The sequence below is a fragment of the Pseudomonas sp. FIP_A4 genome, assembly GCF_036701605.1.
Lineage (GTDB): Bacteria > Pseudomonadota > Gammaproteobacteria > Pseudomonadales > Pseudomonadaceae > Stutzerimonas > Stutzerimonas phenolilytica.
On sequence record NZ_JAYDXP010000119.1, the window covers coordinates 277,445 to 301,962 of the forward strand.

20 protein-coding genes are annotated in these 24,518 nt (G+C 66.0%); 9 read left to right on the top strand and 11 right to left on the bottom strand.

From position 1 onward, the window contains the following. Window positions 1-67: 67 nt before the first annotated feature. The 10 genes from U8L64_RS06465 to U8L64_RS06510 all read right to left on the bottom strand — a co-directional run bounded on the left by U8L64_RS06465 (window position 68) and on the right by U8L64_RS06510 (window position 14,616). Window positions 68-1,444, bottom strand: a complete 1,377-nt coding sequence (locus tag U8L64_RS06465; RefSeq protein ID WP_054094691.1) for a DUF1329 domain-containing protein — start codon at window positions 1,442-1,444, stop codon at window positions 68-70. A gap of 18 nt (window positions 1,445-1,462) precedes the next feature. Next, window positions 1,463-3,124 carry a DUF1302 domain-containing protein gene (locus U8L64_RS06470; protein WP_333394959.1) on the bottom strand — a complete coding sequence of 554 codons (1,662 nt, stop codon included), beginning with the start codon at window positions 3,122-3,124 and terminating at the stop codon, window positions 1,463-1,465. A 109-nt stretch (window positions 3,125-3,233) separates the two neighbouring features. Beyond that, complete coding sequence (locus U8L64_RS06475; RefSeq protein WP_333394962.1) at window positions 3,234-4,844, bottom strand: FadD3 family acyl-CoA ligase; 1,611 nt, start codon at window positions 4,842-4,844, stop codon at window positions 3,234-3,236. Window positions 4,845-4,860: 16 nt separating this feature from the next. Next, on the bottom strand, window positions 4,861-5,895 hold the full coding sequence (locus tag U8L64_RS06480) for a 2Fe-2S iron-sulfur cluster-binding protein (RefSeq protein WP_054094689.1): 1,035 nt from the start codon (window positions 5,893-5,895) through the stop codon (window positions 4,861-4,863). Window positions 5,896-5,897: 2 nt separating this feature from the next. Then, window positions 5,898-6,653, bottom strand: coding sequence for a glucose 1-dehydrogenase (locus tag U8L64_RS06485; RefSeq protein WP_333394964.1), 756 nt, complete (start codon window positions 6,651-6,653; stop codon window positions 5,898-5,900). Window positions 6,654-6,663: 10 nt separating this feature from the next. Continuing rightward, window positions 6,664-8,376, bottom strand: coding sequence for an FAD-binding protein (locus tag U8L64_RS06490; RefSeq protein WP_054094687.1), 1,713 nt, complete (start codon window positions 8,374-8,376; stop codon window positions 6,664-6,666). A 59-nt stretch (window positions 8,377-8,435) separates the two neighbouring features. Then, on the bottom strand, window positions 8,436-9,626 hold the full coding sequence (locus U8L64_RS06495; RefSeq protein ID WP_156714542.1) for an acyl-CoA dehydrogenase family protein: 1,191 nt from the start codon (window positions 9,624-9,626) through the stop codon (window positions 8,436-8,438). Window positions 9,627-9,845: 219 nt separating this feature from the next. Next, complete coding sequence (locus U8L64_RS06500) at window positions 9,846-11,402, bottom strand: amidase (protein WP_442965270.1); 1,557 nt, start codon at window positions 11,400-11,402, stop codon at window positions 9,846-9,848. 52 nt (window positions 11,403-11,454) lie between these two features. Continuing rightward, complete coding sequence (locus U8L64_RS06505; protein WP_333394971.1) at window positions 11,455-13,128, bottom strand: methyl-accepting chemotaxis protein; 1,674 nt, start codon at window positions 13,126-13,128, stop codon at window positions 11,455-11,457. Window positions 13,129-13,182: 54 nt separating this feature from the next. Then, window positions 13,183-14,616, bottom strand: a complete 1,434-nt coding sequence (locus U8L64_RS06510) for a coniferyl aldehyde dehydrogenase (RefSeq protein ID WP_054094683.1) — start codon at window positions 14,614-14,616, stop codon at window positions 13,183-13,185. Between the two features lie 179 nt (window positions 14,617-14,795). On the opposite strand from U8L64_RS06510, the gene U8L64_RS06515 reads away from it, so the two are divergent. The 6 genes from U8L64_RS06515 to U8L64_RS06540 are packed head-to-tail and all read left to right on the top strand — an operon-like array spanning window position 14,796 to window position 20,758. Further along, window positions 14,796-15,797: a flavin reductase gene (locus U8L64_RS06515; protein WP_054094682.1), complete on the top strand. Its 1,002-nt coding sequence runs from the start codon at window positions 14,796-14,798 to the stop codon at window positions 15,795-15,797. 33 nt (window positions 15,798-15,830) lie between these two features. Beyond that, window positions 15,831-16,604 (top strand): glucose 1-dehydrogenase, encoded by a 774-nt coding sequence (locus tag U8L64_RS06520; RefSeq protein ID WP_054094681.1) that lies wholly within the window; start codon window positions 15,831-15,833, stop codon window positions 16,602-16,604. A 12-nt stretch (window positions 16,605-16,616) separates the two neighbouring features. Further along, complete coding sequence (locus tag U8L64_RS06525; protein ID WP_054094680.1) at window positions 16,617-17,411, top strand: fumarylacetoacetate hydrolase family protein; 795 nt, start codon at window positions 16,617-16,619, stop codon at window positions 17,409-17,411. 25 nt (window positions 17,412-17,436) lie between these two features. Beyond that, window positions 17,437-18,333: an acetaldehyde dehydrogenase (acetylating) gene (locus tag U8L64_RS06530; RefSeq protein ID WP_054094679.1), complete on the top strand. Its 897-nt coding sequence runs from the start codon at window positions 17,437-17,439 to the stop codon at window positions 18,331-18,333. A 10-nt stretch (window positions 18,334-18,343) separates the two neighbouring features. Beyond that, a complete protein-coding gene (gene dmpG, locus U8L64_RS06535; protein WP_054094678.1) occupies window positions 18,344-19,375 on the top strand; it encodes a 4-hydroxy-2-oxovalerate aldolase in 1,032 nt (343 codons plus the stop codon). A 27-nt stretch (window positions 19,376-19,402) separates the two neighbouring features. Then, the gene (locus tag U8L64_RS06540) at window positions 19,403-20,758 is read left to right on the top strand and encodes an MFS transporter (protein ID WP_054094677.1); all 1,356 of its coding nucleotides are present in this window, start codon (window positions 19,403-19,405) and stop codon (window positions 20,756-20,758) included. Window positions 20,759-20,811: 53 nt separating this feature from the next. Here U8L64_RS06540 and U8L64_RS06545 read toward each other — a convergent pair whose 3' ends face one another. After that, window positions 20,812-21,579 carry a 3-alpha-hydroxysteroid 3-dehydrogenase gene (locus U8L64_RS06545; protein WP_234302355.1) on the bottom strand — a complete coding sequence of 256 codons (768 nt, stop codon included), beginning with the start codon at window positions 21,577-21,579 and terminating at the stop codon, window positions 20,812-20,814. Window positions 21,580-21,816: 237 nt separating this feature from the next. Here U8L64_RS06545 and U8L64_RS06550 point away from each other — a divergent pair, with 237 nt between their 5' ends. The 3 genes from U8L64_RS06550 to U8L64_RS06560 all read left to right on the top strand — a co-directional run. Continuing rightward, entirely contained in the window at window positions 21,817-23,010 is a 1,194-nt protein-coding gene (locus U8L64_RS06550) for an acetyl-CoA C-acyltransferase family protein (protein ID WP_333394999.1), read from the top strand. A 65-nt stretch (window positions 23,011-23,075) separates the two neighbouring features. Continuing rightward, the gene (locus tag U8L64_RS06555; protein ID WP_008568625.1) at window positions 23,076-23,864 is read left to right on the top strand and encodes an enoyl-CoA hydratase/isomerase family protein; all 789 of its coding nucleotides are present in this window, start codon (window positions 23,076-23,078) and stop codon (window positions 23,862-23,864) included. 33 nt (window positions 23,865-23,897) lie between these two features. Then, the coding region (locus U8L64_RS06560; RefSeq protein ID WP_333394980.1) for an electron transfer flavoprotein subunit beta/FixA family protein at window positions 23,898-24,518 on the top strand (621 nt) is incomplete at its 3' end.

The following is a 24,518-nucleotide window of genomic DNA, read 5'->3' on the forward strand; positions in this document are numbered from 1 at the left end:
GGCGGGACCTGTGAGATCGCTGGACGAGAAAAAGCCGGCGCCCCTTGCGGGTGCGCCGGCAGTTGCACTACAGCCCGGAGCGGCGCGCCGCTTCGGGGCCGAAGTTGCGCTCGGTCAGCTTGCCGCGGTTGAGCACATAGGCCTGCGGCTGCTCGTTGACCAGGTTGAAGCCCAGGTAGGTGCCCGACAGCAGGTCGTGGTAGAAGCCCGCGCCGGCCTGCCAGGTCTGGGCCTCGTAGGCGTAGAAGTAGTTCACCATCGAGGTGCGCCACAGGCCGCCACGGGTGTCGTAGTTGTCACCCATGAGCATCAGCCAGCTGTCCTCGTCGACGTACATCACGCGCTTGCCGTACAGGTGCCGGTAGTTCTCCTTGAGCGTGCCCTCGAGCACCCATACGCGGTGCAGCTCGTAGCGCATGTGCTCGGGGTTGGCATGGCCGGGTGTCAGGAGTTCGGCGTAGCTGATTTCCGGCGAATGCACGCGGTAGGCGTTGTAGGGCACGTAGATCTCTTTCTTGCCGACGATGCGCCAGTCGTAGCGCTGCGGCGAGCCGTTGAAGATGCGCACCTCGTCGACGGTGATCGACCCACCCGTGCCGGGAAACTGCATATCGAAGCCGTACTCGGGCGCCTGGCGGACCCGCCGCGTGCCCGGGTCGTAGCGCCAGCTCTGGCGCGGCTGGGTCTGGTGATTCCAGAACTCCATGCCGGTGTTGATCTCGCCGCGGTCACGCTCAGGCAGCAGCGTCTCGTTGAGGTAGAACGACGACTGCCCCGTCTGCGGAGCGACATGGCCAGGCTTAAGGTGCGGCGCCAGGTTGCGGGACTTCACCCGCCCCCAGTTGATCTTGCCGTCGACCAGCACATAGGCGTTATCAGACGTGAGCTCTTCGGTCCAGGGCCGGTAGGTGTAGAAGCTCGACGTCCAGAGCAGTTCCAGACCGGTCTTCGGGAAGGGAAACGCAATGCCGCCGGTGGTGGCCTCGATACCCTCCCCGTCGCTCACCAACTTGGCGCTGCGAGCGTTCTCCAGGGTCGCCTGGCAGACGCTGTCGGGCATGCGGAAATCACGCCGCGACGGGTAGACTTGCATGCGGAAGCTGTCCGGGTATTTGGCGAACAGCGCCTTCTGCCCGTCGGACAGCCGCGCTTCGTGCTCGGCCATGTTCTGCGCGGTGATCACGAACAGCGGCTTGTCGTCCGGGTAGGGGTCGATCGGATGCTCGCCCGTGGCAGTAAAGGTGACGTGCGGCGGCACGCCCAGCCATTTTCCGGACCATTCCGGAATGCTGCCGTCGGCATTGCCGGCCTTCTCGGCGCCGACACAGGTCAGGTCCTGGCCCAGACGGGCGATTTCCGCTTCGCTGGCGGCGGCCAGAGCGACGCCGGCCAGCCCGAACTGCAAGGCCAGGCCGAGCAGCAGGTTTCGTTTTACAAGGTGCATAAGTAGTCCCTTATCCGATCAGAACGTGTACTTGACGTTGAAGGAGAGGTAGTCGCGGTCGGCCAGCAGCCGGCCGTGCTCGATGCTCGGCGAGGAGAGGTAGTTGACCAGGGTCGCACCGACCTGAAAGTTGCCGAGGTACTTGAAGTCGGCACCGAGGGTCAGGCGCTTCTCGTCGCGCCCCAGGCCCTGGGTGCCGCTGCCGTCGAGGGTCTGCATCCAGACCACGCGGGTGTTCAGATCCCAGCCGCTGAACAGCCCCGGATAGTCGAAGTAGGCACCCAGGCCGAGCAAGGTGCTGGAGCGGGTCTGGCCGTCGTACTCGAAGTCGTCGTAAGCGCCATCGATGCCGGCCCCACCGCCGCTGACCTGCAGGGTGTCGACGCGCTGGATTCGCTCGTTGAGCAGCTCGCCCATCAGCGTGGTCTGGTGGGCGAAGCGGTTCGGCCCGAGCATGTACATGAAGTTCAGGTTGGTCATCAGCAGGTCGCCGGTGGTGGGCGCCCCGTTGCTCAGGTACACCGGGGCATCCTGGCGCAGACTCATGTCGCCGCCGATCTGCACATCGCGGTACTTGGTGGTGAAACTCAGGCCGGTCAGCTTGATGTCTTCGAAGTAGCCGAACTTGTAGCTCGGCACGCCGGGACCGTAGCCCAGCCCGTCGAGCCCGGGCGCCGAGGAATAGCGCGTGGTGCCGGTGAAATCGAAGAACATCGCGGCGACGCGGTCGTGGTAGCGGTAGTGATACAGGCCGAACTCGGTGCTGAAGGTCGGCGAATAGCGCAGCCCCACGCCCCACTGCCCCGAATCGCGCGGCTTGTCATCACCGGCGTAGGTCAGCGCGGAGAACGTGGCGTCCGGCAGGCTACTGATCACTCCAGGTGCGAGCCGATAGAACTCAGCGCCCGGGCCGAAGTAGTCCGAGCCAAAGTAGTCGCCCACCGGGTTGAGTAGGGTCGGCTCCCACTCGTACTGGTAGAAGCCGGTCAGGGTCAGCTGTTCGTTCAGCGACCAGGCTGCCGAAACCTGGCCAACAGGCAGGTAGGCGTCCTTGGCTTCGGTGCCCGGCACGTTGAACTTGGTAGCGTCGACCGGCGCCTGACCCTGGCTGATATTCGGCCAGAACAGGCTTTCGCCCCAGGCCAGCAGGTGCCGACCGGCCTTGACCGAGAGGTACTGCTGCTCGCCCAGCGGAAAATCGCCGAAAACATAGGCATCCAGCAGCCGCGCCTTGCTGCCGCTGTCCTTGCGCGTACGCGAAGTGAATTCGCGATAGTCGCCGGTCTTGTTCACCGTCAGCGGCGAGTCGTTGTCGTTGCTGTTCTTGTAGACGTCGTCGTAGAAGTGGCTGCCACGCAGCACGGCACCATAGTTGTCCTTGCGCGCGATGATCTCGCCGAACAGGCTCAGCCGATTGTTGATCAGGCTGCCCTTGTCGAAGTTGCGCGTGCCGTCGTCGTTGTTGAGGTCCGCCAGGTATTCGCTGGAGGGGCTGGCGGTCCGCACCGACAGCGTGTAGTTGGCGGTGATCTGCGATTGCAGCACCAGCCCGTTGTCGAACTCGACGGTGGGCAACGCCAGCGCCGATGAACTCACCGCCAAGCCGGAAAGGGCCAGCACCAGCCGCCCTTGCCGGCTCGGCACGCCGGCGTACCCGATTACCTTATTCTTGTTGTTCAAGGTCTGCTCCTTAAGCCATCCAACCGATGCCCTTCGAGAGGTGCAGACGCAGTATCAGAACTGCCAGGCCGCGCCACATGGTCCATACGGACGAAGGCGCAGCGGTTTGTCAGGCCAGTTCGGCAGCCAGTTTCAGCTTGTCGATCTTGTTCGAGGCATTGGTCGGCAGCTGCTCGTAGAACACCACGCGGCGCGGCACCTTGTAGTTGGCCATGCGCTCGCGGGACCAGGCGATCAGTTCGGCTTCATCCAGCGTCGCGCCGGCCTTGCGCACCACGCAGGCACAACCCACCTCGCCCATGCGCGCATCGGGAATACCCAACACCGCTACCAGCGCGATATCCGGGTGTTCGCCCAGCGCGGCTTCGATCTCGGCCGGGTAGCAGTTGAAGCCGCCGACGATGAACATGTCCTTCAGGCGCCCGGTGATGCGCAGGTTGCCGCTCGCGTCGAGACTGCCGACGTCGCCGGTGTGCAACCAGCCCTCGGCGTCGATCGCCTCCGTCGTGGCTGCCGGGTCATCGAAATAGCCCTGCATTACATGGAAGCCCCGCAGGCAGATCTCGCCGTTCTCGTCCGCCGGCAGCGGCCGGTTGTGTGCATCGACGATGCGCACTTCGGTGCCGGGAATCGGCTGACCACTGGTGCCGGCGATGATTTCCGCCGGCTCGCGCGGGTCGCAGATGGTCGCCAGGCCACCGCACTCGGTCAGGCCGTAGGCGGTGGTCACCACGCTGCAGCCAAGCTCATGGCGGATGCGCTCGATCAGCTGCGGCGGAATGGTCGAGGCGCCGGTCACCGCGATGCGCAGGCTGCCCAGATCGGCACTTTGCAGGCGCGGATGGGCGAGCATCGACAGGTACAGCGCCGGCGGCCCGGGCAGTACGGTGATGCGCTCGCGGGCGACACGCTCGAAGATCGCCTCGGCGTCGAACACCGGGTGCGGCAGGATGGTCGCGCCAGCAAGCAGGCAGGTCAGCCAGCCGGCCTTGTAGCCGAACGAATGAAAGAACGGGTTGACGATCAGGTAGCGATCGCCGGGGCGCAGGCCGATGATCCGCACGTACTCACTGAAGGCGCGCAGGCTCTGCCCGTGCGCATTCATCACACCCTTCGGCTTGCCGGTGGTGCCGGAGGTGTAGAGCAGGTCGCTGAGGTCGTCCGGACGTACCGCCAGCGCACGGGCGCGGGCCGCTTCGAGCGAAACGTCCTCGCCGCGTGCGCGGAGTTCGGCAAGGGTCAGATCGGTCGCCGCGGCCGCGGTGCTGTCGAGTGTGACCACCTGTTCCAGGCTGGCGGGGCGATACGGCGCCAGCATCGCCGGGTAATCCGCGCCGAGAAACTGCCCTTCGACGAACAGCAGGCGCGTACCGCTGCGCGCGAGGATATCGGCGGCCTCGGCGCCCTTCATACGGGTATTGAGCGGCACCAGCACGGCACCGGCGCATTGCAGGCCCAGGGCGAGCACCACCCAGTCGATGGAGTTCGGTGCCCAGATCGCCACGCGGTCGCCGGCTTCGACCCCCACGGCCATCAGGCCACGGGTGACGGCGAGAACCTGCTCGGGCAGCTCGCGGTAATCGATGCGCCGCTCGCCATCCTCCAGCGCGACGCGGCCGGCATGCACCTGGGCCGCGGCGAACATCAGCTGTGGCAGGGTCTGTGCGACGTCAGCGGCGCCGTCTCGGGTTTCGTTCGAGGGGGAAATCAGCACGGTCATGTCGGTCTCTGCTCGGTCAGTCGGGAAAGCGCAGGTGAACGTTGGAGGTCAGTGCGATGGCCTGGCAGGCCAGCGTCCAGCCCTCTTTGAGCTCGTCTGCATCCAGCGCCTCGTTGGCCAGGAGTTCCACCTCGCCCTCCACCAGCGTGCACATGCACGACGCGCAGGCGCCGACCAGACAGGAATGCGGCGGCTGCAGGCCCTCGCGGCGCATGGCCGCCAGCAACAACTCGCCCGGCTGGCAATCGAGGCTATGTCGCTCGCCGTCCAGCTCCACGGTCAGCCGAGCGGCCAGGGCGCCGGCATGCTCGACGACCGATTCAGTCGGCTGCTCACCTTCGCCGGGCAGCGACACGAAGCGTTCGACATGCACCGCCTGGCCAGGCAAGCCGGCGGCCTTGAGCGCGGCCACCGCACCGTCCATGAACGGCCCCGGGCCGCAGATGAACGCCTCGGCCTGGGCGAAGCCTTCGGCAAAGGCCGCCAACTGCTCGGGCAAAGGCCGGCCCTGGACGCTGTCGAGCCAGTGAATGACCTGTAGCCGCGTCGGGTGATGCAGTGCCAGCTGACGCAGCAGATCGCGGAAGATCACCGAGTTTTCGTCGCGATTGGCATAGACCAGACGGATGCGCCCCCTGCCCTCCTTCAGCGCTGCGCGCAGGATCGACAGCACCGGCGTGATGCCGCTGCCGCCAGCGAACAGCAACAGGTCGGTGTCCAGCGTCTTCGGCACGAACACGCCGGCCGGCGGCAACACCTGCACGCTGTCGCCGACGCTGAGCCGGTCACACAGCCAGTTGGAGCCGCGACCGTCGGTCACGCGCTTGACCGTCACGCGCAGCGGCTCGTCATGCAGCGGGCAGCTGGACAGCGAATAGCAGCGCGGCAGCCAGTCGTCACCGTGGGGAATGCGCAGGGTGAGGAACTGACCGGGGCGATAACTGAAGCGCCCCGCCAGCGCCGCGGGTACGTCAAAGACGAACGAGCAGCTGTCGGCGGTTTCGTGAACCACCTCGGCCACGGTGAGAGTGAGGTATTCGGGCGCGTTCATGCTCAGATACTCATGACGAACTGGCCGCTGTCGATGCGCAGTTCTATGCCGTTGATGGCCCGAGCTTCGTCGGACGCGAGAAAAACGATGGCGTTGGCCACATCCTCCGGCCGGCACGCACGGTTCATCGGGTCCGCGTCGATGGTCAGCCGTTCCGGGTCGACGTTCGCCGGATAGACCGCGCGGGTCATGGGCGTCAGCACGCCATCGGGGTGCACCGAGTTGCAGCGGATGCGATGTGCCCGGCCGAAGGCCGCGACACTGCGCGTCAGCGCGGCGATCGCTCCCTTGCTGGCGCTGTAGGCCAGGTAGTCTGGCTTGCCGGCCATGGAGGTGACTGAGGCGAGGTTGACGATCGAGCCACCGCCGCCACGCTTCATCAGCGCGACCGCGGTCTGGCAGCCGAGAAACACGCTGTCGGCATTGACCCGCATCAGACGCTGCCAGTCCTCGAGCGTGGTGTCCTCCACCGAGCCGGCCTTGAGGATGCCGGCATTGTTGACCAGCACGTCGAGCCGGCCATGCTGCGCTTCGATATACGCACCAAGCGCCTGCCAGCTCTGCGGGTCACTGACATCTTGCTCGATGAAGCTCACCGCCTCGCCCAGTTCCTGCGCCAGGCGCTGGCCGGCTTCGGCGTTGAGATCGGTCAGCACCACCCGGGCGCCTTCGGCGGCGAACCGGCGTACCGTGCTCGCGCCCATGCCGCTGGCCCCACCGGTGACCACGGCAATCTTGCCCTGCAGACGTGCATTCATCGGTCGCTCCTCAGCGGCTGTTGGCCAGGTGGTGCGCGGCGATGTAACCAAAGGTCATCGCCGGACCGAGAGTGGCACCTGCACCCGGATAGCGGATGCCCATGACCGACGCCGAGGTGTTGCCGATGGCGTACAGCCCGGGGATCGGCGCACCGTCCGCTTCGCGCAGCACCTGCGCCTGGGCGTTGGTCAGCAGCCCGCCCTTGGTGCCGATGTCGCCAGCGTTCATGCGCATGGCGTAGAACGGGCCCTTGGCCAGCGGCGCCAGGCAGGGATTGGGCTTGACGTTGGAATCGCCGTAGTAGCGGTCGAAGACGTTGCCGCCGCGGTCGAAGTCTTCATCCACGCCGGAGCTGGCGAAGCGGTTGACCCGCGCCACGGTCTCACGCAGCCCCTCGGCGTCGACGCCAATCTGCCCGGCCAGTTCGTCGAGGCTGTCGGCCTTCCAGTAGACGCTGCCGAGCCACTCCTTGCGCAGGCGGCTGTCGGGCATGATCTGCCCCGGCATCAAGGGGCCCATCGCGTAGCCGAAGCGGAATTTCGCATCGAAGATCACCCACGCTGGCACGCTCTGCCCGCCGCTAACTTCGTTGTCGCGGTACATGGCGTCGACGAATTCCAGGTAAGGCGCCGCCTCATTAACGAAGCGCCGGCCATGGCCGTTGACCACGATGGCGCCTGGGAAGGCGCGCTCGGCGAACACGCCGCGCGACTGGGCTTCGCCCGGCACCTGCAGGGTTGGCGCCCACCAGGCCCAGTCCAGTAGATCGGTCGCCGCGCCGAGCTTCTGCCCGGCCTCCAGTGCCGCGCCGGTGTTATTGCCTTTGGGCGTGGCACTCCACTCGTGGTTGTTCGGCTGCGGCAGGTAGCGCTCGCGCAGGGCCTGATTCTGCTCGAAGCCGCCGGCACCAAGTATCACCCCGCGCAATGCGCGAATACGCAGCAGCTGGCCATCGCGTTCGGCGACCACGCCAACCACCTTGCCGTCTTCCTCGATCAGCTCGCGAAAGTCGGTCTTCAGCCACAGCGGGATATCGCGGTCGAGCATCGACGCGCGCAGGCTCGCCACCAGCGCGTTGCCCAGCGCAGTGCGGCGGTCGCGGCGCGTCTTGCGGCGCCAGGCGAAGTCGAACTTGTAGCGGAGGATCAGCCACATGATCAGCAAGCGCCAACCTGGCGTTTTGGCCATGGCCTTGTGTGCGTGGCGTGCGGTCCAGGCGATGCGGCCCATCAACAGCGTGGTCGGCGAGGCCTCGCGGAGGTTTTCCAGCTCGTCGCCGAGAACGCTGGTATCGAACAGCTCAGGATCCAGGGTACGGCCACCCGGCAGAGCGCCGGGCAGGTTCGGGTAGTAGTCGGGATACTTGTCCGCCACGGTGTAATGCACACGGGTGTGCTGTTCCAGGTAGCGAATCATTTCCGGCGCCTGGCTCAGGTAGGCATGCAGACGTGACTCATCGACACGATCACCGACCGACGCCTTCAAGTAGGTCATCGCCTGCTCATAGCTGTCCTCGCCGCCGATGGCCTTGAAATAGTGATTGTTCGGTATCCAGATGCCGCCGCCAGAAAGCGCCGAGGTGCCGCCATACTGGGCGGCCTTCTCGATCATCAGCACCGAAAGGCCCTGATCTGCCGCGGTCACGGCGGCCGTCATCGCCCCCGCGCCCGAACCGACCACCAAGACGTCGCAGGTGGCCGCGTATTCATTGTTGTTATGCATGTCCGACTCACTTGCCAGGTTCAAACGAACCGCCACCTGCGACGGTGGCGGGCTGCGCGTCACACGTACGGGTCAGGGTTGGGCAGGCCGAGCTGGACCGCGCCGTAGGTGCGGGCGAACGCCGCAACGTTGTTCGAGATGTGCCCTCGCGCCTGGTGCATGTCACGGAAGATGCGCGCCACCGGGTTGCTCTCGTACAGGCCCGAGGCGGCCATGCAGCGCAGGATGCCGCTGACCTTTTCGGCACAGGTGTTGGTGACGTAGGCCGACTGGTAGCGATACAGCAGCCGGGTCTCGACGTCCGGGTAGGCGTTGCCAGCGGCGATCTGTTGCAGCTGCTCGTAGTTGCGTTCGAGCACCAGGCGCAGCATGTCCAGGGTCAGCGCGGCGTCGGCCACGGTTTCCTGCGCCAGCGGGTCTTCGGCGGTCTTCGCGCCGTGCTTGCCGATATGCCGCGCGGCGTTCTCGCGGAACTCGGTGATCGCGCCCTGCAGCGCGCCCAGGCAGGAGGTGGACACCGCGCGGGTGAAGACCTGCGCGAACGGAATGCCGTACAGCGGGTTGCTGTTCACCTGGCGGCCCGGCGTGGCTTCGAGGCTGGAGTTGTTGGTGCGCTGCACACGATGGGCCGGGACGAAGGCATCCTCGACCACGATGTCGTGGCTGCCGGTGCCGCGCAGGCCCAGCACATCCCAGTTACGCTCGATGCGATAGTCGCTGCGTGGCACCAGGAAGGTCCCGTGCTCGGCGCCCTCGCCGTTTTCATCGGCCGGAATGATTCCGCCGAGCAGACACCAGCGGCAATGTTCGCTGCCGCTGGAAAAGCCCCAGCGCCCGCTGATGCGATAGCCGCCCTCGACCTCGGTCACCTTGGCGACGGGCATGTAGGTGGATGACATCAGCGTCGACTGGTCGTCGCCCCAGACGTCTTCCTGCGCCTGCAGCGGATAGCGCGCCAGCTGCCAGGGGTGCACGCCGATCACGCCATAGATCCAGGCCGTGGACATGCAGCCTTCGGCCAGGGCCATCTGGACTTCGGCAAAGGTGCGCAAGTCTGCCTCGTAGCCACCGAAGCGCTTGGGCTGCAGCACGCGGAACAGCCCGGCTTCCTGCATGTCGGCGATGGTTTCGTCGGGAATCTTCTGCTGACTTTCTGCCTGTGCGGCTCGCGCCTTGAGCGCGGGGATCATCTGCCGCGCGCGCTCGATCAGATCGATTTCTTCTTGTGTTTTCTGGCGAGTGGCTGCCATCTCGGAATCCTCACGTGGGCACCGCAACAGGACGACGCGGTTGGCCTGATTATCGAGAGGACGGAGCGCCGGACTCATCGTCAAAGTGGACTAGGGTTGCGTCCGGCCGGCGCGGCAAGAGACGGGCTGAAAGACAGGCGTCCGGCAGCCCGCACCGCTTCAGGTGAATTCGGCGCGGGCCTACCGGGCGGGTTCGGCAGTGAGGGATCGAGGCAGACGCTAGACCGCCAGACCGGGGCGGCGATCGGCCCAGGGGCGGGTCTGCTCCAGTTGGCTGGCCAGGCGCAGCAGCAGCGCCTCGTTGCCCAGACGCGCGGTGAACATCATGCCCACCGGCAGACCGTTGCCATTCATGCCCAACGGTAGCGAGATCGCCGGCTGCCCGCTGACGTTGGCCAGCACCGTGAAGGACGCGCTGCCCATGGCCTTGTGCGCATAGTCGTCCCACGGCTGCGAGAGACGCAGTTCACCAAGTTTCGGCGGCAGGTTGGCGGTCACCGGCGAGAGGATCAGATCGAAGCGCTCGAACACCTGCTCCATGCTCTCGCTGATCTGTTCGAACGCGTGCCGCGCGCGGTACAGCTGCACCGCCGTGGCGCGCTCGCCATTGCCCAGTACGGTACGCGTTACCTCTTCCAGATCATCATCGCGCAGGGCGCGGCCGAGGGCCTGCTCGCGGTCGCGGATGAGCGCCGCAGTGGCCGCCGCGCCAGCCGTACCGTGGGCACTAAACAGCTCGCGCGGGTCAACCGGCAGACTCAACTCTTCAATCTCGTGGCCGAGGCTGAGCAGCAGCTTGATGCTGTCGTCGAGCACCTGCGCAACGGCCGGATCAAGCTCGGCACCAGTCAGCGAGCGCTTGACCAACGCGACGCGCAGACGTCCTGGCTCCCGCTTGAGCTCTTCGACGAAGGGCCGCTCAAGTGGCTGGGTCCAGTACGGGCTGCCCGGCTCATGGCCTTGGCCGACATCGAGAAACAGCGCCGTGTCACGTACGGTACGCGACACCACGTTCGCCACACTGGCACCGAACCAGCCTTCGAACCGCCCCGGACCTGTCGGCGTGCGGTAGCGGCTGGGCTTGAGCCCAACCAGCCCGCAGTAGGAGGCCGGTATACGAATCGAACCGCCACCGTCGGTCGCATGCGCCACTGGAACGATGCCTGCGGCCACCGCCGCAGCGGCGCCGCCGGAGGAGCCACCAGCGCTGTGTTCGAGGTTCCAGGGATTGCGCGTCTGGCCCCAGAGCGCCGATTCTGTGGTCGTGGTCAGGCCGAATTCCGGGGTAGCGGTCTTGCCGAACGGCAGCGCACCCTCGGCCTGGTAACGGGCGATCAGCGTACTGGTGAGGGTCGCTGGCGGATTGTCACGAAACAGCCGGCTGCCGTGGCTGGTCGACGTGCCCTGCATATAGGTGCTGAGGTCCTTGACCAGCAGGGGGACGCCGGCGAGCGCGCCCTTGCTTGCCGAGCGTCCGTCGAGCAATGCGCGGGCGTAATCCTCATGAAGCATATTCACCGCATTGACCAGCGGATTGACCGCCCGGTAGCGCGCCAGCGCGGCCGTCAGCAACTGAGCGCCGGTCAGCTCGCCCGCGCGCACCGCCTCGGCCATGGCCCAGGCATCGAGGGCGTCATATTCACTGGCGGTCAATGCCGAGCCGTTGTCGGCCGCGAAGGCGAAACGCCCGGCCATGGTCACGCCGAGCGCCAGTGCGCCAGCCTTGAGAACCTGACGGCGCGGCCAGCCGGACGGAAGCTGAGCCGGTAGCGCCATGTTTGAAGGAGTCGTGTCATTCATCGATGTGCTCTCTGCTGGTGAAGGGCGGTCAGCTCGCGTCACGCCTGCGCTCTTCGGTATGAAAACGTGCCGACAGCTGGTTCAGCTGCACGGCCAGGCGTTCCAGATCGGCGGCCGCCCTGGCACTGCGCTCGGCGTTGGCCGACAGCTCGCCGGTGGCGGAGGAAACGCCCTCGATGCGCTGGGCGATCTCCCGCGTTGCCGCGGCCTGCCCCTGCAGCACCGAACCGATGCCGTCGACGGCGCCAATGACCTCTTCCGTACCCGAACGGATCATCCCGACCAGCGAGCCTGCGCGCTCCGCCAGGCCGGCACCGGCCTGCACCCGCACGATGGTCGCCTCCATACCCGACACCACTTCGCGGGTGCCTTCCTGCATGCGGCTGACGGTACTACCGATTTCGCTGATGGAGCTGGTCGTGCGACGGGCGAGCATGCGCACCTCGTCGGCCACCACGGCGAAACCACGGCCCTGCTCTCCGGCCCTGGCGGCTTCGATGGCGGCGTTGAGCGCCAGCAGGTTGGTCTGTTCGGCGACGTTCTGGATGATGCCGAGCACGCCACCAATCTCGCCGGAGCGATGATCCAGCGCGCGGACATGCTCGGCCGTGCGGGTCACCGCTTCGGCGATGTCCTGCATCTCCTGCGCCATGTCGCGGATGAAGCCCTCGCTTTCGCCGGAGCGGCTGGCCGAGGCCTGGGTAACCCGGCGCGAGGCTCCGGCATGCTCCTGCACCTCGTCGATCGACACCGACAGCTCTTCCACCGCGCTGGAGATGCTGGCGACCGCGTCGGCCTGCTGCTGGGTCGCCAGAGATGCCTGCCCAGCCTCCTCGGCCATGCGTCGCGCCTCGACGCTCAGCTCGCGCACCTGGCGGTGCATCGCGTCGATCAGGCTGCGCAACTGATCGCGCATCAGCTCGATGTCGCGCAGCATCCGCGCGACCTCGTCGCGGCCCTGCACCTCGCCGCGCGGTGACAGGTCGCCGCGGGCGATCGCCGCCAGCTGCTCGCCGGCCACGGCGAAGGCCCTGCGCAGCCGCAGCAGCGTGCTGACCGCCGTTGCGCCGCCGGCCAGGGCACCGAGCACCGCCAGCATCAGGTAGGCGATCACGCTGGCCTGGTAGCGCTGCTGGGCCTGCGTGTAGGCCTGCCCGGTGCCGGCCTCCTGAATCGCCCGCAGGTCTGCCAGCGCGTGGCTCGCCGCCTCGCCCTCCGGTTCGCCGACGCGCAGGAACGAGAGCATGCCGCCGGTGCGGTAGTCCCCGATGCGCAGCGTCTCGACCATCATTTCCTGTTCGGCCAGCCAGGCCTGGTAACGATCATCGAAGCCCTGCGCGGCCTGCTGCTCTTCGGCGCCGAGCGACTTCTGCCGGTAGGCGCTCCAGATCTCGGCAATCCGCCGGCTGTTGGCCTCGACCGTATCGAGCACGGCCCCGACCGGACGGTCGTGGGCCACCACCAGCGGGCCCTGCGGGTCAAACTGGAAGGCTAGTAGCATCAACCGCCGGTTTTCGTCGAGCAGACGCTCGATCTCGCCGAAGGACAACAATGCGGCGAGATGTACGTCGTGCACGGTGCGCAGGCTGTCACGCGCCTGCTGCAAGCCATACCAGCCGAGGCCGACCGCGGAGAAGAACAGGACGCTGGCCAGCAGCGCCCAGCACCAGAGGCGCTGGGCAATGGTGATCGATCCGAGCATGGGACTCCCTGTCACAGCTGTGCGCTGTACTTTCTTGCAGCGTGGAACACCCGCTCAATCAGCGGTGACCTGAGCCTGCATCGCCGTCAGGAACTGCTCGCCATAGGGCGGCAGCATTCCCCATTCGCCCCGCGGATCGTAGGCCGGGGCCTTGAATACCGTGCGCGCGTGGCTGAACTGGCAGAAGCCTTCGCGGCCGTGGTAATGGCCCATGCCGGATGCGCCGATGCCACCGAAGGGCGCGTCGTGCATCGCCGGATGCAGCATGGCATCGTTGATCGTCACCCCGCCGGACAGCGTGTGGCTGAGCACGTAGTCCTGCTCCGCCAGGTTCTGCCCGAAGTAGTACAGCGCCAGTGGACGCGGCCGGGCATTGATCTCCGCCACCACCGACGGCAGGTCGCTGTAGGTCAGCAGCACCATGATCGGGCCGAACAGTTCTTCCTCCATCACCCGGCTGTGCAGTGGCGGGTTGACCACCAGGCTCAGCGGGCGCTTGCGGCTGCTCGCCACCGGCGCCTCGTCCGGGCAGTGCAGCACCTCGGCGCCCTGCTCGACGGCGTCGGCCAGGTAACGGTCGATGCGCTGCAGGTGCCGCTCGTTGACCACCGCCACCAGGTCGGGGTTGTCGTTGGCACTCGGATACAGCGCGGTCACCGCGGCGCGGAAGGCCTCGATGAACGCCTGCTTGTGCTCGACCGGGACGTAGACCAGATCCGGCGAGACGCAGATCTGCCCGCCATTGGTCAGCTTGGCGATTGCCAGGCGCCGCGCCGCGTCGGCGATGTCCGCGCTGCGCCCGACGATCACCGGCGATTTGCCGCCGAGCTCGAGCGTCACCGGCACCAGATTTTCCGCGGCGCGGCGCATCACGTCGCGGCCGATGGCGGTGCTACCGGTGAACACCAGATGGTCGAATGGCTGGCTGGCAAAGCCCTGCCCTACCTCGACGCCGCCGGTGACGACTGCCAACTCCAGCGGATCGAAGCGTTCGCCGATCGCCGCGGCCAGCACCGCAGCGGTGTTGGCGGTCACCTCCGACGGCTTGAGGATCGCCCGGTTGCCGGCCGCCAGCACGCCTGCGAGCGGGCTCAGCAGGGTGAACAACGGTGCATTCCAAGTGCCGATGATGCCGACGCTACCCTTGGGCTGGTACTGCACCCAGGCCTCGGCGCCGAGCTGATCGTAAGGCGCGAACGCTGGCCGAGGGTCGCGCTGCATCCAGCCTTCAACATGCTCGCGGGCATGCTTGAGCGAAGCGAGTGCGCCGAGGATGTCGGTCATCAGCCCGTAGCCGGGGTGGCGGCCGCCGAAATCAGCGTCCATCGCCTCGACTAGCGGTCGCTGCTCGGCCACCAGCAAGTCGATGACCGCCTGCAGCCGGCGCTTGCGCGTCTCCAAATTGACCGTGCCCTCGCGGTCGAAGGCCTGCCTCTGGGCGGCCAGCAGCTCGCCGACCTCGTCGATGGATCGCAGGTTCGCATTCATACGGCCTCCGGGCCTTTCTGTTGTTCTTGTAGGCCCACCTTAGTGGCCGGCGAACGGCACGGCCTCGTCCATCCGGACGACGCGAACCACTGCGCTTCCCTTAGTCCGTAAAGACGATGTTGGCGCAACCCGGGCTGCGAATACTGCAATCACGACTGACCCGATTTGTGAGGCAGACCATGACTGCTCCAGCCAGTTTCAACCCCCAGGCGTTTCGCGCAGCGCTCAGCACCTTCACCACGGGGGTGACGATCATTACCACGCGCGGTGCCGATGGCGAGCCGGTGGGCGTGACGGCCAACAGCTTCAACTCGGTCTCGCTGAACCCGCCGCTGGTGCTCTGGAGCCTGGCCAAGTCGGCGCTGAGCCTGCCGGCCTTCTCCAGCAACAAGCACTGGAACGTGCATGTTCTTTCCGCCGACCAGCAGCTGCTCTCGGGCCGTTTCGCCTCGCGCGGCGAAGACAAGTTCGCCGGTGTCACGCTCGACCAAGGCATCAACGACACGCCGCTGTTCATGGACTGCACGGCACGCTTCCAGTGCCGCACCGCCTTTACCTACGAAGGCGGCGACCACCTGATCTTCGTCGGCGAGGTGCTCGCCTTCGACAAGACCGACCTGCCGCCGCTGGCCTTCCAGAGCGGGCAGTACGCGCTGGCCACCTGCAAGGCCCGCGAGACGCTGCGCCTGGGTTCCGAACCGCCGCCCGAGTGCAGCTACACCGAGGACCTGCTCGGCTATCTGGTCGGGCGCGCGCACTACCAGCTGCTCGACGCGCTGCGCCGGCTGCTGCACAGCCAGAAGATCGACGAGCATGCCTTCTTCGTGCTCTCGGTGCTGTGCATCCAGGACAACCTGACGCTCGACGAGATCAACGAGTTCGTCAGCTACACCGGCCGTGAGGTCACGCTGTCGATGATGCTGTTCCTCGAAAAGCAGGGCTACGTGGTGGCTGAGAAGCAGTTCGGCGTACTGCGTTTTCTGCTCACCGCCGCCGGGCGTGAGATATCGCTGGAACAGATCGCCCTGGCCAAAGCGGTCGAGCAAGAAGTGACCGATAAGCTCGGCCCGACCGATTCGCAGGTGCTCAAGGTGTTGCTCAAGCGTTTGATCCACGACACCGACCCTGGCCTGCCCGATCTCTGGGCCCCCGCGCAATCTCCGGTCAGCGCACAAGCCTGAGCCTGACCGCGTACAACGAGACAAGGAACCGCCATGAGTCTGCTTGATCGCTTCACCCTGCATGACAGCGTCGCCATCGTTACCGGCGCCGGCCGCGGCATCGGCCGCGCCATTGCCCTGGCCTACGCCGAGACCGGCGCGCGCGTGGTGTGCGCCGCACGCACCGTCGCCGACGTCGAGTCGGTGGCCGCCGAGATCCGTGCCGCCGGTGGCGAGGCCATCGCCGTGCGCTGCGACGTCAACGACGACGCCATGCGCCAGGCCACGGTAACAGCCGCGCTGGAGGCCTTTGGGCGCATCACCCATCTGGTCAACAACGCCGGTGGCGCCGGACCGAACGACCCGCTGAAGATGAGCGTCGAGGAATTCGAGCAGGTGCTGCGCTTCAACGTCAGCTCCGCCTATGCGTTGACCCAGCTGTGCGTGCCGCACATGCGCCATGCCGGTAGCGGCAACATCCTCAATATCACCTCGGGCGCGGCGCGCTACGCACAGCCGCAGTTCAGTGCCTATGGCGCCGCCAAGGCCGCGCTGTCGCAGCTGACCCGGCTGCTGGCGCATGACTTCGCGCCCACGGTGCGGGTCAACGCCATCGCGCCCGGCCCGATCCTCACCGACGCGCTCAACCGGGTGATGCCCGAGCAGATGCGCACGGCCATGGAGCGGAACACGCCGATGAAGTGCCTCGGCGAAGTCGAAGACATCTCCGCCGCCGCGCTCTATCTCGCCACCCCGGCGTCGCGCTGGGTGACCGGCAAGATCATCGAAGTCGATGGCGGCGCCGAATCCAGCGTCTGGCCCGGTTGAGGAGCGCTTGCCATGCTTGATCCGCAACTGATCGAAGCCCTCGGCGACGAGCTCTTCGCCGCCCTGCGCGAACGACGCACCCTGGCGCCGCTGACCAGCCGCCATCCGGCCATCGACCTGGACGATGCGTACCGCATCTCGCTGCGCTTTCTGGCACGGCGCGAGGCTGTCGGCGAGCAGGTGATCGGCAAGAAGATCGGCGTCACCAGCAAGGCCGTGCAGGACATGCTGAACGTGCACCAGCCGGATTTCGGCTTTCTCACCCAGGCGATGCAGGTCGATGACGGCAGTGCCGTGAGCCTGGCCGGGCACCGCCTGATCCAGCCGCGCGCCGAAGGCGAGATCGCCTTCATCCTCGCCGAGGATCTCAACGGGCCGGGCGTCACCGCCTCGGACGTGGCAGCTGCCACCGCCTCGGTGGCCTGCTGCTTCGAGATCGTCGACTCGCGTATCGACGACTGGCAGATCCGTATCCAGGACACCGTGGCGGACAACGCCTCCTGCGGCGTGTTCGCTCTCGGCGAAACGCGAATAGACCCGCAGCAACTGGACCTCGCCGCCTGCGAGCTGCAGATGTTCAAGAACGGCCAGCCGGCCGGGCGCGGCCTGGGCGCCGCAGTCCAGGGGCACCCGTGCGAGGCCGTGGCCTGGCTGGCCAACACCCTGGGTCGGCTCGGCATTCCGTTTCGCAAGGGCGAAGTGATTCTTTCCGGCGCCCTCGCCCCGCTGGTGCCGGTGGGCGCCGGCGACCGCATCCACATGACCATCAGCGGCATCGGCGCGGCGAGCCTGCGCTTCGTCGACTAGAGCCGATTCGTCAAGGAGACGAACCATGAGCAAGAAGATCCGCTGCGCCCTGATCGGGCCCGGCAACATCGGCACCGACCTGTTGTACAAGCTCAAGCGCAGCGAAGTGCTGGAGCCGGTCTGGATGGTGGGCATCGACCCGACTTCCGAGGGCCTCAAGCGCGCCGAGGAAATGGGCCTGAAGGTCACCGCCAAGGGCGTCGACGGCCTGCTGCCGCACGTCGCGGCCGATGACATCCGCATCGCCTTCGACGCCACCAGCGCCTATGTGCACGCCGAAAACAGCCGCAAGCTGACCGAGCTGGGCGTGCTGATGATCGACCTGACCCCCGCCGCCATCGGCCCCTACTGCGTGCCGCCGGTGAACCTGAAGGACAATCTCAAGGCCGGGGCGACGAACGTCAACATGGTCACCTGCGGCGGCCAGGCGACGATTCCGCTGGTTGCCGCGGTGTCGCGCGTGCAGCCGGTCGAATATGCCGAGATCATCGCCACCGCCGCATCCAAGTCGGTCGGACCGGGCACGCGCAAGAACATCGACGAATTCACCCGCACCACTGCCGGCGCGGTGGAACAGGTCGGGGGCGCGAGAAAGGGCAAGGCGATCATCGTCATCAACCCCGCCGAGCCGCCGCTGATCATGCGCGACACCGTGCATTGCCTGGTGGAAGGTACGCCGGACGAGGCGGCGATCACCGAGTCGATCCACGCGATGATCGCTGAGGTACAGAAGTACGTGCCGGGCTACACGCTGGTCAACGGGCCGGTGTTCGACGGCAATCGCGTCTCCGTCTTCATGGAGGTCGAGGGCCTGGGCGACTACCTGCCCAAGTACGCCGGCAACCTCGACATCATGACCGCAGCCTCGGCCCGCACCGCCGAGATGTTCGCCGAAGAACTGCTCAAGCAGACCGAGCTTTAAGGAGCGCGCCATGGACCTTCGCGGCAAGAAAATCACCGTACACGACATGTGCCTGCGCGACGGCATGCACCCCAAGCGTCACCAGATCAGCCTGGAGCAGATGAAGAGCATCGCCCAGGGCCTGGATGCGGCCGGCGTGCCGCTGATCGAAGTCACTCATGGCGACGGCTTGGGTGGTACCTCAGTCAACTATGGCTTCCCTGCACACAGCGACGAGGAGTATCTCTCGGCCGTCATCCCGCTGATGAAGCAGGCCAAGGTCTCGGCGCTGCTGCTGCCGGGCATCGGCACCGTCGACCATCTGAAGATGGCCCATGAGCTGGGCGTCGCTACCATCCGCGTGGCGACCCACTGCACCGAGGCCGACGTTTCCGAGCAACACATCAGCCATGCGCGCGGCCTCGGCATGGATACCGTGGGCTTTCTGATGATGGCGCACATGAACAGCCCCGAGGGCCTCGCCGCCCAGGGCAAGCTGATGGAAAGCTACGGCGCCAACTGCGTGTACATCACTGACTCGGCCGGCTACCTGCTGCCGGACGACGTTCGCGCCCGGGTCGCCGCGCTGCGCGAGGCGCTCGCGCCGGAGACCGAGATCGGCTTCCATGGCCATCACAACCTCTCGATGGGCGTGGCCAATTCCATCGCCGCGATCGGCGCCGGCGCGACGCGCATCGACGCGGCCTGCGCAGGCCTCGGTGCTGGCGCCGGCAACACGCCGATGGAGGTGCTGGTGGCGGTCTGCGACCGCATGGGCATCGAGACGGGCGTCAGCGTGTTCGGCATCCAGGACGTCGCCGAAGACCTGGTGGTACCGATCATGGACTTCCCCATCCGCAGCGACCGCGACGCCCTGACCATGGGCTATGCCGGCGTCTATGGCTCCTTCCTCTTGTTCGCCAAACGCGCCGAGAAGAAGTACGGCGTCTCGGCACGCGAGATTCTCGTCGAGATGGGCCGCCGCGGCATGGTCGGTGGTCAGGAGGACATGATCGAGGACACCGCGCTGACGCTGCTCAAGCAACGCCAGGCGCGCGCCTGATCGATCCGGCTTGGGTCGGAGGCTGGCATGACGACGGTTAATGCAGCGCCGCGCCTCGGCTGGCGCACCCATGGCGTGCTGGCGCTGCTGGTGGTGGCCTATGCCAGCAGCTTCATCGGCCGGCAGATCATGTCGGTGATGATCGAGCCGATCAAACTGGAGTTCGGCGTCAGCGACACCGCCATGGGGCTGGTCTCCGGCCTGTCGTTCGCCGCCGTCTATGCCCTGCTCGGCCTGCCGGCCGGGCGCCTGGCCGATCGCCATTCGCGCATGCGCGTGCTGGCCATTACCGCGGCGCTCTGGGCATTGGCCACCCTGCTCTGCGGCATGGCCACCGGCTTTGTCGTGCTGGCGCTGGCGCGGATGCTGGTGGCGGCCACCGAGGCCCCGGTCACCCCCACCTCGCTGTCGCTGATTGCCGACCTCTATCCGGTGCAGAACCGCTCGCTGGCGATCAGCTGCTTCACCGGCGCGCCCACCCTGTCGGCCATCGTCGGCCTCAGCGTCGGCGCGTGGCTGGTCGACGTGCATGGCTGGCGCACCGGCTTCGTGCTGATCGCCATTCCGTTGCTGTTCCTCTCGCTGATTTTCGGCTTCCTGGTGCGCGAACCCCAACGCGGCCGCTGGGACGGCGTCACCGCGCATCCGGCCCCAGGCGAGAGCCTGTTGCAGTCGGCGCTGACCCTGCTGCGCAACCGGCCCTATCTCCTGCTGATGAGCGCCAGCGCGCTTACTACCTTCAGCGCGTATGCCTTCGCGATGTGGAACACCAGCTTTCTGGTGCGCAGCCATGCGCTGTCGTTGCAGCATGCGGGCATTCTCGCCGGCGTGGTCAGTGGCGCCGCCATGGCCGTCGGCGGTGTATTCAGCGGCTGGCTGACCGATCGGCTCAGCGCCCTGAATCGCGCCTGGTTGCTGCGCATTCCGCTGCTGGGGCATCTGCTCGGGTTGGCCGGGCTGGCGCTGTATCTGCTCTGGCCGCAGGCGACCTGGCTGACCGTCGCCGGATTGCCGGTGCCTTCGGCCATGCTGTGGGCAGCGTTCAGCGGCTTCTTCAGCATCTGGTGGGTGGCGGCGTCGTTCAACCTGCTGACCCAGCTGGTCAGCCCCTGGCAGCGCGCGACGGCGATCGCCCTGCAGACGGTGTTCTCCACGCTGCTCGGCATCGGCCTCGGCCCGCTCGCGGTCGGCCTGCTGAGCGACGTTCTGGGCAGCACGTTCGGCGACGACTCGCTGCGCTACGCCATTTTGATCGTCAATGTCTTCCTGCTGGTGCCGATGGGGCTGCTGGTCATGCTCTATCGCAGCCGTGCCTATCACGCAGCGGCAGCCCCCGTTCCAGCAGCAGTGGCGCCGCTCGGGTTGACGGAGGTCGGCGCCTGAAGCCAAAACGCCTGGCAAGCCAGGCGTTCTCGTGTCGTTACCGCAGTGCGGCCTCAGAAGACCTTGGTCCGCATCAGGGCGTCCATGCCGCCGTCGACGAACAACACGCTGCCGTGAATGAAGCTCGCCTGCGGCCCGAGCAGAAAGGCGATCGCCTCCGCCACCTCGCGCGGTTCGCTGCCGCGTCCCAGCGGCGCGACGAAGCGGCGCGTCGATTCGCCGTAACGCGGGTCGGCCTTCGAAGCCTGCAGCAATGGCGTCTCCACCGCGCCGGGCGCCACCACGTTCAGGCGCACGCCGCGCCCCGCCCAGTCGACCACGTTGCGCCGCGCCAGGCAGGTCACGGCATATTTCGAGCCGGCGTAGGCCAGGTGCGTCTGCCCGCCCTGCTCGGCCAGCTCGATCGCGCGGGCTTCGTCGCCGGCCAGCATCGCCTCGACCATCGGTAGCTCAGCAGCCCCAGGCTGGGTGGCAGCAACTGAACCGACGACCACCGCTGCCGGCTGCCGGCCGCGAGACAAGGCGTCGGCCAGACCATCCAGCAAAGCGCTGACGCCGAAGTAATTGACCGCCACGACCAGGCCGCTACTGGGCGCGGTGACACCGACGCCGGCGCAGCAGACCAGCCCATCGAGCACGTTCGAACAGCGCTCCAGCACCGCTGCGACCGCGGCGGCACGTCCTTCGTCGGTGGACAGATCGGCCTCCACGTCGGCGTGGCTGCGATCGATGCCGATCACGGTATGGCCAGCGGCGGTCAGGAGTTCCTTGAGCGCGGCGCCGATGCCTGACGCGCTTCCTGTAATTGCGATAACGGACATGAACCTCTCCTTTGTCGACGTGGTTGGCGGCGGACAGGCCCGCCGGTAGCGTCGGGTGCCTCGCTCAGGCTCATTTCCACACAGCACGACGGCCAGCCTCATCGTCTGGAAAGACTAAAGCGCGGCGCGAGGCTAAGCCGTGTGGACGATGTCGGCGGTCTTCGCCTGCCCAAGAATGCAGGCAAAGCGATGCTGCGCAGTTGCAGCAACGCAGCCACTTCCAGGACAGGCGATGCCATGTTAGAGCGCGAGATTTTCGTCGTCGGAGCCGTTCGAACAGCCATAGGCAGCTTTGGCGGCGCACTGAAGGATGTACCGCTTGGTTCGCTGGCCACGAGCGTGGTCCGTGCGGCACTGGAGCGGTCCGGCGTCGAGCCGGACCAGGTTGGGCATCTGGTGATGGGCAACGTGGTCGCGACCGAGCCCAGGGACGCCTACCTGGGCCGTCTCGCCGCCATCGATGCCGGTATCCCCTGCACCACGCCCGCGTTCAACGTCAACCGTCTGTGCGGTTCGGGCCTGCAGGCGATCATTTCCGCGGCCCAGGCGATCCGGCTGGGCGACACCTCGATCGCCATCGGTGCCGGCGCCGAAAGCATGAGCCGCGGGCCATTCATGCTGCCCGGGCTGCGCTGGGGCACGCAGCTGGGCGACGCCAGCGCCATCGACTTCATGAACGGCGTGCTGCACGACCCCTTCCAGCAGGTGCACATGGGTATCACCGCGGAGAACGTCGCCCGGCGCTATGACATCAGCCGCGCCCAGCAGGATGCCCTCGCGCTCGAAAGCCAGCGCCGCGCCGCGCGCGCCATTGCTGAAGGCCGCTTCGCCACGCAGATCGTGCCGATCGAGGTGTCTACGCGCAAAGGCCCCCGCCTGTTCGATACCGACGAGCATGTGCGCGGCGAGGTGACCGCCGAGCAGCTCGCTGCCATGCGTCCGGTATTCGACAAGGCGGCCGGCACGGTCACCGTCGGCAATGCGTCGGGGCTCAACGATGGCGCTGCCGCCGTCGTGCTGGCCGAAGGCGACAGGGCTCGCGAACTGGGCCTGCGGCCGCTCGTCCGGCTGGTCGGTTATGCGCATGCGGGCGTCGAGCCGGCCTACATGGGTATCGGGCCGGTACCGGCGATACGTCAGGTACTGCAGCGCACCGGACTCGCGCTGGAGCAAATGGATGTCATCGAAGCCAACGAGGCATTCGCCGCTCAGGCCTGTGCTGTAGCACAGGAGCTGGGCCTGGATCCGGAACGGGTCAACCCCAACGGTTCCGGCATTTCCCTGGGCCATCCCATTGGAGCGACCGGCGCGATCATCACCACCAAAGCCATTTACGAATTGCAGCGAACGGCTGGCCATTACGCGCTGGTTGCGATGTGCATTGGCGGCGGGCAAGGCGTCGCCGCCATCTTCGAGCGCACCGAACCGTAGCGAAGCAGCAGGCGCACCGCGGACGCTCTACGAGTCGTCCTTCCCAATTATCAGCGAGGCTAATGATGACCAACCCATCTTCAAAGCCGGTACTGGTTGAACACAACAATGCGGTCAGCTGCATTCGCTTCAATAGGCCGCATATGTTGAATTCGATTGATTCAGCAATGGCAAGTGCTTTTCTCGAAGCTTGCGAGGAAATCGTGCAGCGAAAGCAAACACGAGTGCTGATGCTCAAGGGGGAAGGACGATGTTTCATGGCCGGGCTAGATCAGCAACAGTTCATCGACTCGCCCGATTCAGTTGAAGAAAGCGTACTTGAGCCGATGAACAAAGCAATGAGGCTCTTGGGGGAGCTGGAAGTTCCAGTTTTAGCCAGTGTGCATGGACCTGTTGCCGGAGCCGGGCTGAGTATCGCGCTGGCCTGCGACCTAGTCATTGCTGCACATAACAGCCGTTTCAATTTCGCATGCCTGCCTACCGGCAGCACGAGCTGTCAACTGGGTTCCTCTTGGCATCTTCCCCGCTTGGTCGGGCTACATATGGCGATGGAAATTGCGCTATTGAGCGGCTCTTTCAACGCACAGCAAGCGTTGAATATCGGTCTCGTGAATAGAGTCGTTCCCTTTCATCAACTCGATTGTGAAAGCCAATGCGTGGCTAATCGGCTTTGCCAATCCACCACACCCAGCTTAGGTCGATTGAAAAAATTGATACGACAGTCATTTGGACAATCGCTTGAACAACAGTTGACGGATGAACAGCAAGCCCTCGCTAGTTCCATAAGAACACCGGAGCTTCGGGAGCAGGTAATTAAATATAAGGAAAAAAATCCAAATCTTTTAAAGCAATAGAAAGCGCCCAACTTCTTCAGCGAGAATTTAAATATGAAAACCTTGGTAGCTGTAAAAAAAGTGGTCGATTACAACGTCAAGGTTCGCGTCAAGGCGGACAACTCCGGCGTCGACCTCGCCAACGTCAAGATGTCGATGAACCCCTTCTGCGAAATTGCCGTGGAAGAAGCCGTACGCCTGAAAGAAAAGGGCGTGGCGAGCGAGATCGTTGTCGTCTCCATCGGTTCGGCCGCTGCTCAGGAGCAGCTGCGCACCGCACTGGCACTGGGCGCGGACCGCGCCGTGCTGGTCGAGTCTAACGACGAACTGAGCTCCCTGGCGGTTGCCAAGCTGCTCAAGGCGGTGGTCGACAAAGAGCAGCCGCAGCTGGTGATCCTCGGCAAGCAGGCGATCGACAGCGACAACAACCAGACCGGCCAGATGCTGGCCGCGCTGACCGGCTATGCCCAGGGCACCTTCGCCTCCAAGGTGGAAGTGGCTGGCGACAAGGTCAACGTCACCCGCGAAATCGATGGCGGTCTGCAGACCGTCGCGCTGAGCCTGCCGGCGATCGTCACCACCGACCTGCGTCTGAACGAGCCGCGCTACGCGTCGCTGCCGAACATCATGAAGGCCAAGAAGAAGCCGCTGGAAACCCTGACCCCGGACGCGCTG

What these genes read in the sequence shown, in the direction of transcription:
- U8L64_RS06465 (WP_054094691.1), bottom strand. Translation starts at nt 1,444, where the DNA reads ATGCACCTTGTAAAACGAAACCTGCTGCTCGGCCTGGCCTTGCAGTTC.
- U8L64_RS06515 (WP_054094682.1), top strand. Translation starts at nt 14,796, where the DNA reads ATGACTGCTCCAGCCAGTTTCAACCCCCAGGCGTTTCGCGCAGCGCTC.
- U8L64_RS06550 (WP_333394999.1), top strand. Translation starts at nt 21,817, where the DNA reads ATGTTAGAGCGCGAGATTTTCGTCGTCGGAGCCGTTCGAACAGCCATA.
- U8L64_RS06530 (WP_054094679.1), top strand. Translation starts at nt 17,437, where the DNA reads ATGAGCAAGAAGATCCGCTGCGCCCTGATCGGGCCCGGCAACATCGGC.
- U8L64_RS06540 (WP_054094677.1), top strand. Translation starts at nt 19,403, where the DNA reads ATGACGACGGTTAATGCAGCGCCGCGCCTCGGCTGGCGCACCCATGGC.
- U8L64_RS06510 (WP_054094683.1), bottom strand. Translation starts at nt 14,616, where the DNA reads ATGAATGCGAACCTGCGATCCATCGACGAGGTCGGCGAGCTGCTGGCC.
- dmpG (WP_054094678.1), top strand. Translation starts at nt 18,344, where the DNA reads ATGGACCTTCGCGGCAAGAAAATCACCGTACACGACATGTGCCTGCGC.
- U8L64_RS06555 (WP_008568625.1), top strand. Translation starts at nt 23,076, where the DNA reads ATGACCAACCCATCTTCAAAGCCGGTACTGGTTGAACACAACAATGCG.
- U8L64_RS06520 (WP_054094681.1), top strand. Translation starts at nt 15,831, where the DNA reads ATGAGTCTGCTTGATCGCTTCACCCTGCATGACAGCGTCGCCATCGTT.
- U8L64_RS06475 (WP_333394962.1), bottom strand. Translation starts at nt 4,844, where the DNA reads ATGACCGTGCTGATTTCCCCCTCGAACGAAACCCGAGACGGCGCCGCT.
- U8L64_RS06505 (WP_333394971.1), bottom strand. Translation starts at nt 13,128, where the DNA reads ATGCTCGGATCGATCACCATTGCCCAGCGCCTCTGGTGCTGGGCGCTG.
- U8L64_RS06525 (WP_054094680.1), top strand. Translation starts at nt 16,617, where the DNA reads ATGCTTGATCCGCAACTGATCGAAGCCCTCGGCGACGAGCTCTTCGCC.
- U8L64_RS06485 (WP_333394964.1), bottom strand. Translation starts at nt 6,653, where the DNA reads ATGAATGCACGTCTGCAGGGCAAGATTGCCGTGGTCACCGGTGGGGCC.
- U8L64_RS06490 (WP_054094687.1), bottom strand. Translation starts at nt 8,376, where the DNA reads ATGCATAACAACAATGAATACGCGGCCACCTGCGACGTCTTGGTGGTC.
- U8L64_RS06495 (WP_156714542.1), bottom strand. Translation starts at nt 9,626, where the DNA reads ATGGCAGCCACTCGCCAGAAAACACAAGAAGAAATCGATCTGATCGAG.
- U8L64_RS06480 (WP_054094689.1), bottom strand. Translation starts at nt 5,895, where the DNA reads ATGAACGCGCCCGAATACCTCACTCTCACCGTGGCCGAGGTGGTTCAC.
- U8L64_RS06545 (WP_234302355.1), bottom strand. Translation starts at nt 21,579, where the DNA reads ATGTCCGTTATCGCAATTACAGGAAGCGCGTCAGGCATCGGCGCCGCG.
- U8L64_RS06500 (WP_442965270.1), bottom strand. Translation starts at nt 11,402, where the DNA reads ATGGCGCTACCGGCTCAGCTTCCGTCCGGCTGGCCGCGCCGTCAGGTT.